The 12,893-nt window shown below is 69.9% G+C and carries 13 protein-coding genes; 1 reads left to right on the top strand and 12 read right to left on the bottom strand.

All coding sequences use genetic code 11. The annotated features are described in order from the left end of the window. Positions 1-50 precede the first annotated feature (50 nt). Positions 51-1,073 (top strand): YncE family protein, encoded by a 1,023-nt coding sequence (locus I0Q12_RS17640; RefSeq protein WP_197253128.1) that lies wholly within the window; start codon positions 51-53, stop codon positions 1,071-1,073. A gap of 260 nt (positions 1,074-1,333) precedes the next feature. Here the strand turns inward: I0Q12_RS17640 and tpiA are convergent, their stop codons facing one another. The 12 genes from tpiA to I0Q12_RS33130 form a co-directional block, all read right to left on the bottom strand. Next, the gene (tpiA, locus tag I0Q12_RS17635) at positions 1,334-2,119 is read right to left on the bottom strand and encodes a triose-phosphate isomerase (RefSeq protein ID WP_197253127.1); all 786 of its coding nucleotides are present in this window, start codon (positions 2,117-2,119) and stop codon (positions 1,334-1,336) included. A gap of 4 nt (positions 2,120-2,123) precedes the next feature. Beyond that, positions 2,124-3,335 carry a phosphoglycerate kinase gene (gene pgk, locus I0Q12_RS17630; RefSeq protein ID WP_197253126.1) on the bottom strand — a complete coding sequence of 404 codons (1,212 nt, stop codon included), beginning with the start codon at positions 3,333-3,335 and terminating at the stop codon, positions 2,124-2,126. A gap of 70 nt (positions 3,336-3,405) precedes the next feature. After that, positions 3,406-4,392: a type I glyceraldehyde-3-phosphate dehydrogenase gene (gene gap / locus I0Q12_RS17625; RefSeq protein WP_197253125.1), complete on the bottom strand. Its 987-nt coding sequence runs from the start codon at positions 4,390-4,392 to the stop codon at positions 3,406-3,408. 132 nt (positions 4,393-4,524) lie between these two features. Further along, complete coding sequence (whiA, locus tag I0Q12_RS17620; protein WP_197253185.1) at positions 4,525-5,502, bottom strand: DNA-binding protein WhiA; 978 nt, start codon at positions 5,500-5,502, stop codon at positions 4,525-4,527. Further along, positions 5,499-6,500: a uridine diphosphate-N-acetylglucosamine-binding protein YvcK gene (gene yvcK / locus I0Q12_RS17615; RefSeq protein ID WP_197253124.1), complete on the bottom strand. Its 1,002-nt coding sequence runs from the start codon at positions 6,498-6,500 to the stop codon at positions 5,499-5,501. Before yvcK ends, whiA begins: the two co-directional genes overlap by 4 nt. Further along, the gene (rapZ, locus tag I0Q12_RS17610) at positions 6,497-7,411 is read right to left on the bottom strand and encodes an RNase adapter RapZ (RefSeq protein WP_197253187.1); all 915 of its coding nucleotides are present in this window, start codon (positions 7,409-7,411) and stop codon (positions 6,497-6,499) included. The genes yvcK and rapZ overlap by 4 nt, the downstream gene beginning before the upstream one ends. 14 nt (positions 7,412-7,425) lie before the next feature. Continuing rightward, on the bottom strand, positions 7,426-9,585 hold the full coding sequence (gene uvrC / locus I0Q12_RS17605) for an excinuclease ABC subunit UvrC (protein WP_197253123.1): 2,160 nt from the start codon (positions 9,583-9,585) through the stop codon (positions 7,426-7,428). Between the two features lie 9 nt (positions 9,586-9,594). Further along, positions 9,595-10,074: a PH domain-containing protein gene (locus I0Q12_RS17600; protein ID WP_197253122.1), complete on the bottom strand. Its 480-nt coding sequence runs from the start codon at positions 10,072-10,074 to the stop codon at positions 9,595-9,597. After that, positions 10,071-10,553, bottom strand: coding sequence for a 6,7-dimethyl-8-ribityllumazine synthase (ribH, locus tag I0Q12_RS17595; RefSeq protein ID WP_197253121.1), 483 nt, complete (start codon positions 10,551-10,553; stop codon positions 10,071-10,073). Before ribH ends, I0Q12_RS17600 begins: the two co-directional genes overlap by 4 nt. Then, positions 10,553-11,803: a bifunctional 3,4-dihydroxy-2-butanone-4-phosphate synthase/GTP cyclohydrolase II gene (locus tag I0Q12_RS17590; protein ID WP_197253120.1), complete on the bottom strand. Its 1,251-nt coding sequence runs from the start codon at positions 11,801-11,803 to the stop codon at positions 10,553-10,555. The genes ribH and I0Q12_RS17590 overlap by 1 nt, the downstream gene beginning before the upstream one ends. Before the next feature lie 82 nt (positions 11,804-11,885). Continuing rightward, positions 11,886-12,494, bottom strand: coding sequence for a riboflavin synthase (locus I0Q12_RS17585; protein ID WP_197253119.1), 609 nt, complete (start codon positions 12,492-12,494; stop codon positions 11,886-11,888). Beyond that, positions 12,495-12,893: dihydrofolate reductase family protein (locus I0Q12_RS33130; RefSeq protein ID WP_231610906.1), on the bottom strand; the 399-nt coding region annotated here is incomplete at its 5' end. It abuts the gene before it with no gap.

Below are 12,893 nucleotides of genomic sequence, written 5' to 3'. Positions count from 1 at the left end.
TACCCGCGCGTAGTGTTACAACCACGGTTGCATCGGCTCAGGAGGTGGAGATGCGGCCGCACCAAGACGTCGCGACACTACTGGGCCTGATAGCCGTCCTGGCACTCGGATGCTCGTCGACGGTGCCGTCCGAGTCCCCGCAGACGGGCGATCTACCGCTGCGGCAGGTCGCGCAGACGGAGTTGACCGGTGGCCCGGCACGGTTCGACTACACCAGTCTCGATCCCGCACTCGGACTGATGTTCATCGCCCATATGGGTGCCGGAGAGATCATCGACGTCGACGTGCACGGCCGTCGGGTCGTCCGCACCATCACTGACGTTCCGGACGTACACGGAGTGCTCGTTGTCCCGGACATCCGACGCGTGTACGCCACCGTCACCGGACGCGACCAGCTGGTCGCCTTCGACGAGGACACCGGCGAGGTCCTGTTTGCCGCGCCGACCGGCGACTACCCCGACGGGTTGGCCTACGATCCGGTCCGCCACGCGGTGTGGACCACCGACGAGCACGCCGGAACGGAAACCGTGGTGGACGCGGATTCGGGGGCGGTGCGAGCGACCGTGGACCTCGGTGGCGAGGTCGGCAACGTCGTCTACGACCCGGCCATCGACCGCATGGTGGTGGCGGTGCAGGGCCGCGGCCATCTCGCGGTGATCGATCCGGCCGGGTTCACCGTCACCGACCGCATACCTACGCCCGGATGCGACGGTCCGCACGGTGAAGCCCTCGACGCCGCCGATCAGGTGATGTTCGTCGGTTGCGAGACCGGCGCCGCCATGGCGACCGTCGACCTGGCCGCCCGTACCGTCACCAGCCAGGACCCCGTCGGAGACACCCCTGACGTTCTGGTCTACGACCCCGGCGCGCACCGGGTCTACGTTGCAGCCGAAAGCGGAGTGGTCAGCGTGTTCGACCGCCGCGACAACAACACCGTGACGGTCGGCGCCGCACATCTGGCCGACGGGGCCCATACGTTGGCACTCGATCCCGCAACACATCACACCTATTTCCCGATCCCGAAGGGCGCCGGCGACGGGCCGGTGCTGTACGAGTTCGAGCCCACGACCTGAAGCCACGTATTCGGGACGGCTTCCGCAGACGGCCGGTCGAGCGGTCGTGGCCGGGACGTCGGCGATTCCGCGTAGGAGGTGTTCGATGTGGTCCACAGCCTCGTCGAGCAGCAGCGCGACCTGTTGTCGTGGCAGCTGCAGATCACGCTGTGCCCCGTGCGGGTGCCGGTGACGAGCCCCGACGCCCACCGGTCGGATGAATGCCGTGGGGCGCAGGATCGGTGCCGATCCTGCGCCCCACGAAATGGAACAGTCGTCCGCTACAGCAGCGGACCGCCCGCGGCGATCGCCGAGAGCTGCGCGAACTCGTCGGCCTTGAGCGACGCACCGCCGACCAGGCCGCCGTCGACGTCGGTCTGCGCGATGAGTTCGCCGACGTTCTTGGCGTTCACCGAGCCGCCGTAGAGGACGCGGACGGTCGCGGCCACCTCAGGCGAGGCCAGCTCGCCGAGCGTGGCGCGCACCGCGGCGCACACCTCCTGCGCGTCGGCGGCCGAGGCCACCTTGCCGGTGCCGATGGCCCACACCGGCTCGTACGCGATCACGGTCTTCGCGATCTCGTCTGCGGTCAGGCCCTTGAGCGAGCCCTTCAACTGCTCGACGTTGTACTCGACGTGGTTGCCGGCCTCGCGGATGTCGAGACCCTCGCCGATGCACACGATCGGCGTCAGGCCGTGCCGCAGCGCGGCCTTGGCCTTGTCCCGCACGATCTCGTCGGTCTCCCCGTGCAGCGTGCGCCGCTCCGAGTGGCCGACGACGACGAACGTGCAGCCGAGTTTGGCGAGCATCGCGCCGGAGATCTCCCCGGTGTAGGCGCCGGAGTCGTGGACGGACAGGTCCTGCGCACCGTAGGTGAACTTGATCTTGTCGCCCTCGATCAGGGTCTGCACCGAACGGATGTCGGTGAACGGCGGGAGCACCGTCACGTCGACCTTGTCGAGGTACTTCTCCGGGAGCGTGAAGGCGATCTTCTGCACCAGGGCGATGGCCTCGAGATGGTTGAGGTTCATCTTCCAGTTGCCGGCGATGAGCGGCTTGCGTGCCATCCGATCAGCCCTCCAGAACCGCGATGCCGGGGAGTTCCTTGCCCTCGAGGTACTCGAGGGAGGCCCCGCCGCCCGTGGAGATGTGCGAGAAGCCGTCCTCGGGCAGACCCAGCAGACGCACGGCCGCGGCCGAGTCGCCACCGCCGACGACGCTGAACGCGCCCTTGCCGGTGGCCTCGATGATGGCCTCGGCGACACCCTTGGTGCCGTCGGCGAACTTCGCGAACTCGAACACACCCATCGGGCCGTTCCAGAACACGGTCTTCGCGCCCGCCAGGTGGTGCGCGAACCGGGCCACCGACTCGGGGCCGATGTCCAGGCCCATCCACCCGTCCTCGATTTCGGTGACGGGCACCGTCTTCGCCTCGGCGTCGGCGGAGAAGCTGTCGGCGATCACCACGTCCTGCGGGATGTGGATGACGTCGCCGAACCGCTCGAGCAGGTCCTTGCAGGTCTCGATCATCGATTCCTCGAGGAGCGAGTTGCCCACCGAGATGCCCTGCGCGGCAAGGAAGGTGAAGCACATGCCGCCACCGATGACGAGGGTGTCGACCTTCGGTGCGAGCGCCTCGATCACGGCCAGCTTGTCGGAGACCTTCGAACCGCCGAGCACGACCGCGTAGGGACGTTCCGGATCGGCCGTCAGACGGGCCAGCACCTCGACCTCCGCGGCGACGAGCGTGCCCGCGTAATGCGGCAGCAGCGTCGCCACGTCGTACACCGACGCCTGCTTGCGGTGCACGACACCGAAGCCGTCGGACACGAACGCACCGTCGTCGCCGACCAGCTCGACCAGGTCGCGGGCCAGCGCCAGGCGGTCCGCGTCGTCCTTGCTGGTTTCGCGCGGATCGAAGCGGATGTTCTCCAGCAGGAGGATGTCGCCGTCGGTCAGGCCCTCGGACCGGGCCAGGGCGTCCTGCCCCACGACATCACCGGCGAGCTGGACGTTGCGGCCCAGCACCTCCCCGAGCTTCGCCGCGACGGGCGCGAGCGAGAACTTCGGGTCGGCCTCGCCCTTGGGGCGGCCGAGGTGCGCGGTGACGACCACCTTGGCGCCGGCATCGGCGAGCGCCTTGATCGTCGGGGCCGACGCGAGGATCCGACCGGGGTCGGTGATCGTCGCGCCGTCCAGCGGGACGTTGAGGTCCGAGCGCACGAGCACACCGCGCCCTTCGACCCCCGCGTCCAGCAGATCCTTCAGGGTCTGAACTGCCACTGTTCGAGTGTCCTATTCAATCGTTGTCAGAGGGACTTGCCGATGGTGTCAGAGGGACTTGCCGACGTCGTCAGAGGGACTTCCCGATGAGGCCGACGAGGTCGGCCAAGCGGTTGGAGTAACCCCACTCGTTGTCGTACCAGGCCACGACCTTGACCTGGTCGTCGATGACCTTGGTCAGTGGCGCGTCGAAGATCGACGAGTGCGGATCGGTGACGATGTCCGAGGAGACGATCGGATCGGTGTTGTACTTCAGGATGCCCTCGAGCGGGCCCTCCGCGGCGGCCTTGACCGCGGCGTTGACCTCGTCGACGGTGGCCTTCCTGGTCAGGGTCGCGGTCAGGTCGGTCACCGAGCCGGTCGGGACCGGAACGCGCAGCGCGTAGCCGTCGAGCTTGCCCTGCAGCTCGGGCAGCACGAGGCCGATGGCCTTGGCGGCACCGGTGCCGGTCGGGACGATGTTCAGGGCCGCGGCGCGGGCGCGACGCAGGTCCCGGTGCGGCCCGTCCTGCAGGTTCTGGTCCTGGGTGTACGCGTGGATGGTGGTCATCAGCCCCTTCTCGATGCCGAACGCGTCGTTCAGCACCTTGGCGAGCGGGCCGAGGCAGTTCGTGGTGCACGAGGCGTTCGAGATGATGTTCTGCGTGCCGTCGTACTTGTCGTGGTTGACGCCCATGACGATGGTGATGTCCTCGTCGGCGCCGGCGTCCAGGTGACCCCTGGCCTTGGCTGCGTTGGTGAAGATGCCGGTGGACTCGACGACGACGTCGACCCCCAGCTCGCCCCAGGGCAGGGCCGCCGGGCCTTCCTTGATCTCGAGGGCGGTGATCTTCCGGTCGCCCACGTAGATGTAGTCACCCTCGGCGCGGACGTCCTCGTCGAGACGCCCCAGGATCGAGTCGTACTTCAGGAGCGTCGCGAGGGTGTCGTTGTCGGTGAGGTCGTTGACAGCGACGATCTCGATATCGGTGCTGCCGAGTGCCTTCTGCGCCTCCACCGCACGGAAGAGGTTCCGCCCGATGCGACCGAAGCCGTTGATGCCTACGCGCACAGTCACGATGAAGCTCCTTTACCTCGATGGTGGTGCAGCTTGTGTCTCGATGGTGGTGCAGCTTGTGCCCTCACCCTAATCCGCCGAGTCGAGGAAGGTGGGATTTGAACCCGGCGTCGAAGAACCCCGCGCCGGGTCCTAAGCCTCGTCGAGCAGCTCCATCGTCACCGCGGACTCGGTGTCGGGGATGCCGAGTTCCTTGGCGCGGCGGTCCGCCATCGACAGCAGCCGCCGGATGCGGCCGGCGACGGCGTCCTTCGTCATCGGCGGATCCGCGAGCTGCCCGAGTTCCTCGAGGGACGCCTGCCGGTGCTGCACGCGCAGCGACCCGGCGGCGGCGAGGTGGTCGGGCACGTCGGAGCCGAGGATCGTCAGTGCCCGCTCGACCCGCGCGGCGGCCGCGACCGCGGCCCGCGCCGACCGCCGCAGGTTCGCGTCGTCGAAGTTCGCGAGCCGGTTGGCGGTGGCCCGCACCTCGCGGCGCATGCGCCGTTCCTCCCACGTCAGCCTCGTGTCCTGGGCGCCCATGTGGGTGAGCAGGGCGCCGATGGCCTCCCCGTCGCGGACCACGACGCGGTCGGCGCCACGCACCTCGCGGGCCTTCGCAGTGATGCCGAGGCGCCGCGCCGCGCCGACGAGCGCGAGGGCCGCCTCCGGACCCGGGCAGCTGATCTCGAGCGCCGACGACCGCCCCGGTTCGGTGAGGGAGCCGTGCGCCAGGAAGGCGCCGCGCCAGGCGGCTTCGGCGTCGGAGATGCTGCCGCCGACGACCTGGGCGGGCAGCCCGCGCACCGGACGTCCGCGCAGGTCGAGCAGACCGGTCTGGCGGGCGAGCGCTTCCCCGTCCTTGGCGACCCGGACGACGTACCGCGAACTCTTGCGCAGACCACCGGCGCCGAGCACGTGCACTTCCGCGGAGTAGCCGAACAGCTCGAAGATCTCGCGACGCAGTCGACGGGCGATCGAACCGAGGTCCACCTCGGCCTCGACCACCACCCGGCCGCCCACGATGTGCAGGCCACCGGCGAAACGCAGGAGAGCGGACACCTCGGCCTTGCGGCTGCTGGTGCGGGTCACCACGAGCCTGCTCAGCTCGTCCTTGACCTCCGCTGTCATTGCCACGAGACGTTCTCCCTTCGGCTGCTGTCGCGTGCGCCGGCGGTGCCGGACGCGGCAGGCAGATGTGTTGCCAGAACCTCCGCCAGTTTGGCGGGGTCGTGTCGATGGGTACCGGGTTCCGCGACGTCCGCGTAGACGACATCGGCGCCGAAGCCGGCGGCGGCCCGGCACAGGTGTTCGCGTTCCCGTCCGGGCGGCACCGTCGTCGCGTCGACCACGATGTGGTCGACGCGGAAGCCCGGGGCGTGTTGCGCCAGCACGTGCAGGTGACGCTCGGTGGAGAACCCGGCGGTCTCCCCCGGTTCCGCCGCCAGGTTCAGCACCAGCACCTTGTGGGCCGGGGTGCGGATGAGCGCGTCGAGCAGATCGGGCACGAGGACGTGCGGGATGACGCTCGAGAACCACGAGCCCGGACCGAGCACCACGAGGTCGGCGGCGTCGACGGCGTCGAGCGCGTCCGGGCACGCCGGCGGATCGGCCGGGATGAGCCGGACCCGGCGCACCTTGCCGGGGGTGGTCGCGACCGCGACCTGGCCGCGGATGCCGCGGCTGACCCGGGGATCGGATTCGAGACCGGAGACGTCCGCCTCGATGTCCAGCGGGATCGGCGACATCGGCAGCACGCGGCCGTGGACGTGGAGGACGGCGGCGAGCCGGTCCAGCGCGGCGACCGGGTCGCCGAGGACCTCGGTGAGCCCGGCAAGGATCAGATTGCCGACCGAGTGCCCGGCGAGCGCACCGGTGCCCCCGAACCGGTGTTGCACGGTTTCGGTCCACACCCGGATCTCCGGGGTCTCGGCGGCCAGCGCCGCCAGCGCCATGCGCAGGTCGCCGGGTGGGATGACGCCGAGTTCGGCGCGCAGGCGTCCCGACGATCCGCCGTCGTCGGCGACGGTGACGACGGCGGTGACCCGGTCGGTGAGGCGTCGGACCGCGCTGAGGGTCGCGTACAGTCCGTGACCGCCGCCGAGTGCAACGATCGCGGGCCCGGTCATTCGCGGCCCAGATCCCGGTGCACGACGTGCACCGTCAACGCCGGGTCCTGCTCGAGACGCGCGGCGAGCGCTTCCGCCATCGCCACGCTCCGGTGTTTGCCGCCGGTGCAGCCCACCGCGATCGTCATGTAGCGCTTTCCCTCCCGACGGTAGCCGGCCGTGGTCAATCGGAGCACTCGATGATAGGTCTGCAGGTATTCGTCCGCGCCGTCTCGGGACAGCACGTAGTCGCGCACGTCGGCGTCCTGCCCGGTGTGGTCACGCAACTGCGGCACCCAGTGTGGGTTCGGCAGGAAGCGCACGTCGCACACCAGGTCCGAGTCCATCGGCAGACCGTACTTGAATCCGAAGGACTCGACGGTGACCTGGATGGTGTCGGCGGCCGCGTCACCGAACGCCGATTCGATCTTGCGGCGCAGTTCCGGCCCGGACAGCGCGGACGTGTCGACCACCAGGTCCGCGGCGGCCTTGACGGGGGCGAGCTGGGCGCGTTCGGCGGCGATGCCGTCGGCGAGGGTGCGGTCGGCGGTGTCGGCCTGCAGCGGATGACTGCGGCGCACCTGCTCGAACCGCCGGATCAGCACGGCATCGGTGGCTTCGAGGAACAGCACCCGGGTGCGCACCGGTCGGGCGGCGAGTTCGGTCACGACCCATCCGAGGTCGCCGGTGAACAACCGGCTGCGCACGTCCATCACGACGGCGAGCCGCTCGAGCGGCGGTTCCGCCTGCACCGCCAGATCGACCATGGCGATGACCAGCTGCGGCGGCACGTTGTCGGACACGTACCAGCCGAGGTCCTCGAGGGCGGTGGCCGCGGTGCTCATGCCGGCCCCGGACAGCCCGGTGACCAGCGTCACCTCGGCACGTCGATCCCCCGGGACGGCCTCGGCGCTGCCCGGCTCCGTCTCGATCGCAGATTGTTGGTTCACAGTTGCGGCTCCGCTCCCGTTCCCGACACGCCGACGATGTCATCATCACGTACCGGCGTGTCCTGCGCAGCCTCATCGGCGACGGGCAGGACGGACGGCGTGTCGGCGGCGCCCGGATCGTCCGCGCGCAACGCGTCGAGCACCGCGCGGGCGGTGGCCGCTCCGATGCCCGGGACGGCGGTGATCTCCTCGACGCTCGCTTCCCGCAGCCGCGCCACCGACCCGAAGTGCTTGACCAGCGCGGTGCGCCGGGTCTGCCCGAGTCCGCGGACCCCGTCCAGGGCGGACGCGGTCATCCGCCGGGACCGCTTGCTGCGGTGGAAGGTGATCGCGAAACGGTGCGCCTCGTCGCGGACCCGCTGCAGCAGGTACAGCGACTCGCTCGTGCGCGGCAGGATCACCGGGTCGGATTCGCCCGGGACCCACACCTCCTCGAGTCGTTTGGCCAGGCCGATCACCGACACGTCGGTGATCCCGAGTTCGTCGAGGACCTCCGCGGCCGCGGCGACCTGCGGGGCGCCGCCGTCCACGACGAACAGGTTCGGTGGGTACGCGAAGCGCCGCGGCTTGCCGGTCGCCGGGTCGAGCGCGGCCTCGGTGGAGAAATCGCCCCCGTCCCCACCTTCGGCACCCTCCGTCCCCGCGACGTCGCGACGGTGCCGCAGGAAGCGGCGGCGGGTGACCTCCGCGATGGACGCGACGTCGTCGGAGCGGCCGTCGCCGGCGGCTTCCTTGATCGCGTAGTGCCGATAGTCCGACTTGCGGGGCAGGCCGTCCTCGAACACCACCAGCGAGGCGACGACGTCGGTGCCCTGGACGTGGCTGATGTCGACGCACTCGATGCGCAGCGGCGCCGAGTCCAGGTCGAGCGCGTCCTGGATGCCCTGCAATGCCGCGGACCGCGCGGTGAAGTCTCCGGCGCGGCGCAGTTTGTGCTGGGAGAGGGCCTCCTGCGCGTTGCGCTGCACCGTCTCCGCCAGGGCCTTCTTGTCACCGCGCTGCGGCACCCGCAACCGGACCGGTCCACCGCGCAGCCCGGCGAGCCAGCGGCTCATCTCCTCCGGGTCCGGGGGCAGTGCCGTGCCGCGCGAGGTCCTGGTGCCGGCACTGCCGGTCGGTTCGGCGTCCCCGCTGTCGGTGGGCGCTGTCGCGGTGAGCGCGGCTTCCTCGCCGTAGAACTGGGTGAGGAACTGCTCGACGAGCAGCGACTCCTCCGTGTGTTCGCCGGTGTGCTCGGTGTCGATCCGGTCGGCGGAGTCGGGACGATCGACGACGTCCCCGGACTTCTCCACGACCCACCCACGCTGCCCGCGGACCCGGCCCCCGCGGACGTGGAAGACCTGTACCGAGACCTCGAGGTCGTCACCGGCGAACGCCACCAGGTCGGCGTCCGTGCCGTCGCCGAGCACGACCGCCTGCTTCTCGAGTGCCCGGCGCAGCGCCCCCAGGTCGTCGCGGAGCCGAGCGGCGGTCTCGAAGTCCAGTTCCGACGCCGCGGCCTGCATGCGTGCCTCGACGTCGCGGACCAGCTTGTCGGTGCGGCCGGCGAGGAAGTCGCAGAAGTCCTCGACGATGCGGCGGTGTTCGGCGGCGTCGACCCGTCCGACGCACGGCGCCGAACACTTGTCGATGTACCCGAGCAGACAGGGCCGGCCGATCTGCGTGTGCCGTTTGAAGACCCCGGCCGAGCATGTCCGGGCGGGAAACACCCGCAGCAGCAGATCCAGTGTTTCCCGGATCGCCCACGCGTGCGAGTACGGACCGAAGTAGCGCACCCCCTTGCGCCGCGGACCGCGGTAGACGAACAGCCGCGGATACTCCTCGTTCAGGGTGACCGCGAGCATCGGATAGGTCTTGTCGTCGCGGTAGCGGACGTTGAATCGCGGATCGAATTCCTTGATCCAGCTGTATTCGAGCTGCAGCGCCTCGACCTCGGTGCTGACCACCGTCCATTCGACGCTGCCCGCCGTGGTGACCATCTGCCGGGTCCGCGGATGCAGCGACGCGACATCGGCGAAGTACGAGTTCAGGCGCGAGCGGAGGCTCTTCGCCTTGCCCACGTAGATGACGCGGCCGTGCGGATCACGGAACCGGTAGACACCCGGCTCGGTGGGGATGGATCCGGGAGCGGGGCGGTAGGTGGAGGGGTCGGGCACGGGTCCAGGCTAGTCGCCGGTACCGACGCGTCCGCCGTACCGCGCGCGCAGCTCACGGAACGAATCGACGGCGTCGACCGCGTGCTGCCCGTCCCGCACCTGCAGCGCCGCGACGGGCACGTACTCGTCGTGGGGCAGTTCGAGGCGGGCCCACGGGCCACCGTGATCGAAGCTGAGGTCACCGACCTCGTCCCAGCTCAGGCGACGTTCTCCGAACACCTTGCGGACCTCGACCCCGGCCGCCCCGGCCCGTAACCGGGGCCGGGCGTACAGCAGGGTGAACCCCGACACCACCAGCCCGATCGCGATCATCGCGATCTGATCGGCCAGGCGCAGATTCGCACCGGTGTACTCGCCACCGCGCAGGACCAGCGCGGCACCGATGTGACCGAGCATCAGAACCGAAGCACCGATGATGATCCAGCGCCGCATCTTGACGCTCTGGACGTCGAGCTCCCATTCCGTCGTGCTGGTGGTGTGCGCGGTCATCGATCCGTCTCCCGGAGGCGCCGGAGGGTCACCGCGGTGTCGAGCGCGGCGGCGCACGCCTGGCCGCCCTTGTCCTCGGCGGAGCCGGGCAGCCCGGACCGGTCCAGGGCCTGCTGCTCGGTGTCGGTGGTGAGCACACCGTTGCCGACCGGGGTGCCCTCGTCCAGGGCGACCCGGGTCAGCCCGTAGGTGACCGCATCGCACACGTACTCGAAGTGCGGGGTGCCGCCGCGGATGACGACGCCGAGCGCCACGACGGCGTCGTGGGTGCGGGCCAGCTGCTGCGCCACGACCGGCAGCTCGATGGCACCGGCGACCCGCTCGAGGGTGACGTCGGTGATGCCGGCCTCGTCGGCGACGCGCTGCGCCCCGGCGATCAGGGCGTCGGAGATCTTCTGGTGCCAGCTACCCGCGACGATCGCCAGGCGCAGTCCGCGCGCGTCGGCGAGCTGCAGGTCGGGCAGACCTTCCCCACTCATCAGGCGTCACCGGCCTCGAACTCGTCGAGCCCGATCAGGTCGTGGCCCATGCGGTCGCGCTTGGTGCGCAGGTAGGTGATGTTCTCGCGGTTCGCGCGCAACGGCATCGGCACACGCTCGGTGATCTGCAGGCCGTAGCCGTCCAGGCCCACGCGCTTGGCGGGGTTGTTGGTCAGCAGCCGCATGGAGGTGATGCCGAGGTCGACGAGGATCTGCGCGCCGATGCCGTAGTCGCGGGCGTCGGCGGGCAGGCCGAGCTGCAGGTTCGCGTCGACGGTGTCCGACCCGGAGTCCTGGAGCTGGTAGGCCTGCAGCTTGTGCATGAGGCCGATTCCGCGGCCCTCGTGCCCGCGCATGTACAGCACGACACCGCGCCCTTCGGCCGCGATCATCTCGAGTGCGGCGTCGAGCTGGGGGCCGCAGTCGCAGCGCAGCGAGCCGAACACGTCGCCGGTCAGGCACTCGGAGTGGACCCGCACGAGCACGTCCGCGCCGTCGCCGTCGGGTCCGGCGATGTCGCCGCGGACCAGCGCGACGTGCTCGACCTCGTCGTAGATGCTCTGGTAGCCGACGGCGGTGAAGTCGCCGTGACGGGTCGGGATGCGGGCCTCGGCGACCCGCACGACGTGCTTCTCGTGCTTGCGGCGCCACGCGATGAGGTCGGCGATGGAGATCAGGGCGAGTTCGTGCTCGTCGGCGAAGACGCGCAGTTCGTCGGTGCGGGCCATCTCCCCCTCGTCCTTCTGCGAGACGATCTCGCAGATGACGCCGGCGGGACGCAGATCGGCCATGCGGGCCAGGTCGACGGCGGCTTCGGTGTGGCCGGGGCGACGCAGCACGCCGCCTTCCTTCGCGCGCAGCGGCACGACGTGACCGGGGCGGGTGAAGTCGTCGGCGCGGGTGTTCGGATCGGCCAGCAGGCGCATCGTCGCGGCCCGGTCGGCCGCGGAGATGCCGGTGCCGATGCCTTCCTTCGCGTCCACGGTGACCGTGTACGCGGTGCCGTGCTTGTCCTGGTTGGTGGAGTACATCGGCGGCAGCCCGAGCCGGTCGCAGTCGGCGCCGTCGAGCGGCACACACAGGTAACCCGACGTGTACCGCACCATGAACGCCACCAGTTCGGGGGTGGCCTTCTCCGCCGCGAAGATGAGGTCGCCCTCGTTCTCCCGATCCTCGTCGTCGACCACGACGACGGCCTTACCGGCGGCGATGTCTGCAACCGCGCGCTCGATCGTGTCGAACCTCGTCACTTGCCTGGGCTCCAAATCTCGATTTCCAACAACTGCTTGCACAACCGCGGCACGCGGAAACTGCCGCATTCAACAGTACGACTCAGCGGCCCGCGTTCTGCAGGCGCTCCACGTACTTGGCGATCACATCCACCTCGAGATTGACGACGGTGCCCGGTTCGGCGGTGCCGAGGGTCGTCAGCGACAGGGTGGTGGGGATCAACGAGATCTCGAACCATTCCGCGCCCGGCTCGCCGCCGAGACCGGAGACGGTCAGCGACACACCGTCGACGGTGATCGACCCCTTCTCCACGACGTAACGGGACACGGTGTCCGGCAAGGAGATCCGCACGACGGTCCAGTTCTCGGAGGGGGAACGGGAGATCACCGTGCCGGTGCCGTCGACGTGACCCTGCACCAGATGACCCCCGAGACGGCTGCCGAGCGCGGCGGCCCGTTCGAGGTTGACGCGGCTGCCGGCGGCGAGCTGCGCGAGGCTCGAACGGTTCAGTGTCTCCTGCATCACATCCGCGGTGAACTTGTCTCCGTCGACGACGTCGACGACGGTCAGGCACACGCCGTTGACGGCGATCGACTCGCCGTGCTTCGCGTCCGAGGTCACCAGCGGCCCGCGGACGGTGAAGCGTGCCGCATCCGCCAGGTCCTCGCGCGTGACGATCTCACCCAGTTCCTCGACGATCCCGGTGAACACCTACCCGCTCCTTTGCTCCCGGTCGGGGACCAGGGTCATCAACACGTCGGCGCCGACCGTTTCGACGCGCTCCCGACGAAACCGTATCGCCTCGGAGATCGTGTGCACTCCGGCGTCCCTCACAGCGGACCAGCCGTCGCCGAGAAGTACCGGTGCGATGTACGCCTGGATGCGGTCGACACGCCGGGCGGCGAGGAATGCCCCGGCCAGCCGCGGACCGCCTTCGAGCAGCACGTCGGGGTGGTCGGTGAGTGCGTCGAGGACCTCGTCGACGTCGTGGGTGCGCAGCACCAGCGTCGGCGCGGCGTCGTCGAGCACCCGGGCCCGGGTCGGCAGTTCGCTGGTACCGACCACGACCCGCAGCGGCTGGTGCGGGGCGAGGGAACCGTCGGGCAGCCG

This window comes from Rhodococcus sp. CX (assembly GCF_015865005.1).
Lineage (GTDB): Bacteria > Actinomycetota > Actinomycetes > Mycobacteriales > Mycobacteriaceae > Rhodococcus.
This window is presented reverse-complemented; position numbering and strand designations above follow the sequence as displayed.

Excerpts from the sequence above, each read along its gene's own strand:
- ribH (WP_197253121.1), bottom strand. The coding sequence starts at position 10,553 with ATGAGTGGGGAAGGTCTGCCCGACCTGCAGCTCGCCGACGCGCGCGGA.
- yvcK (WP_197253124.1), bottom strand. The coding sequence starts at position 6,500 with ATGACCGGGCCCGCGATCGTTGCACTCGGCGGCGGTCACGGACTGTAC.
- whiA (WP_197253185.1), bottom strand. The coding sequence starts at position 5,502 with ATGACAGCGGAGGTCAAGGACGAGCTGAGCAGGCTCGTGGTGACCCGC.
- I0Q12_RS17600 (WP_197253122.1), bottom strand. The coding sequence starts at position 10,074 with ATGACCGCGCACACCACCAGCACGACGGAATGGGAGCTCGACGTCCAG.
- tpiA (WP_197253127.1), bottom strand. The coding sequence starts at position 2,119 with ATGGCACGCAAGCCGCTCATCGCCGGCAACTGGAAGATGAACCTCAAC.
- I0Q12_RS17640 (WP_197253128.1), top strand. The coding sequence starts at position 51 with ATGCGGCCGCACCAAGACGTCGCGACACTACTGGGCCTGATAGCCGTC.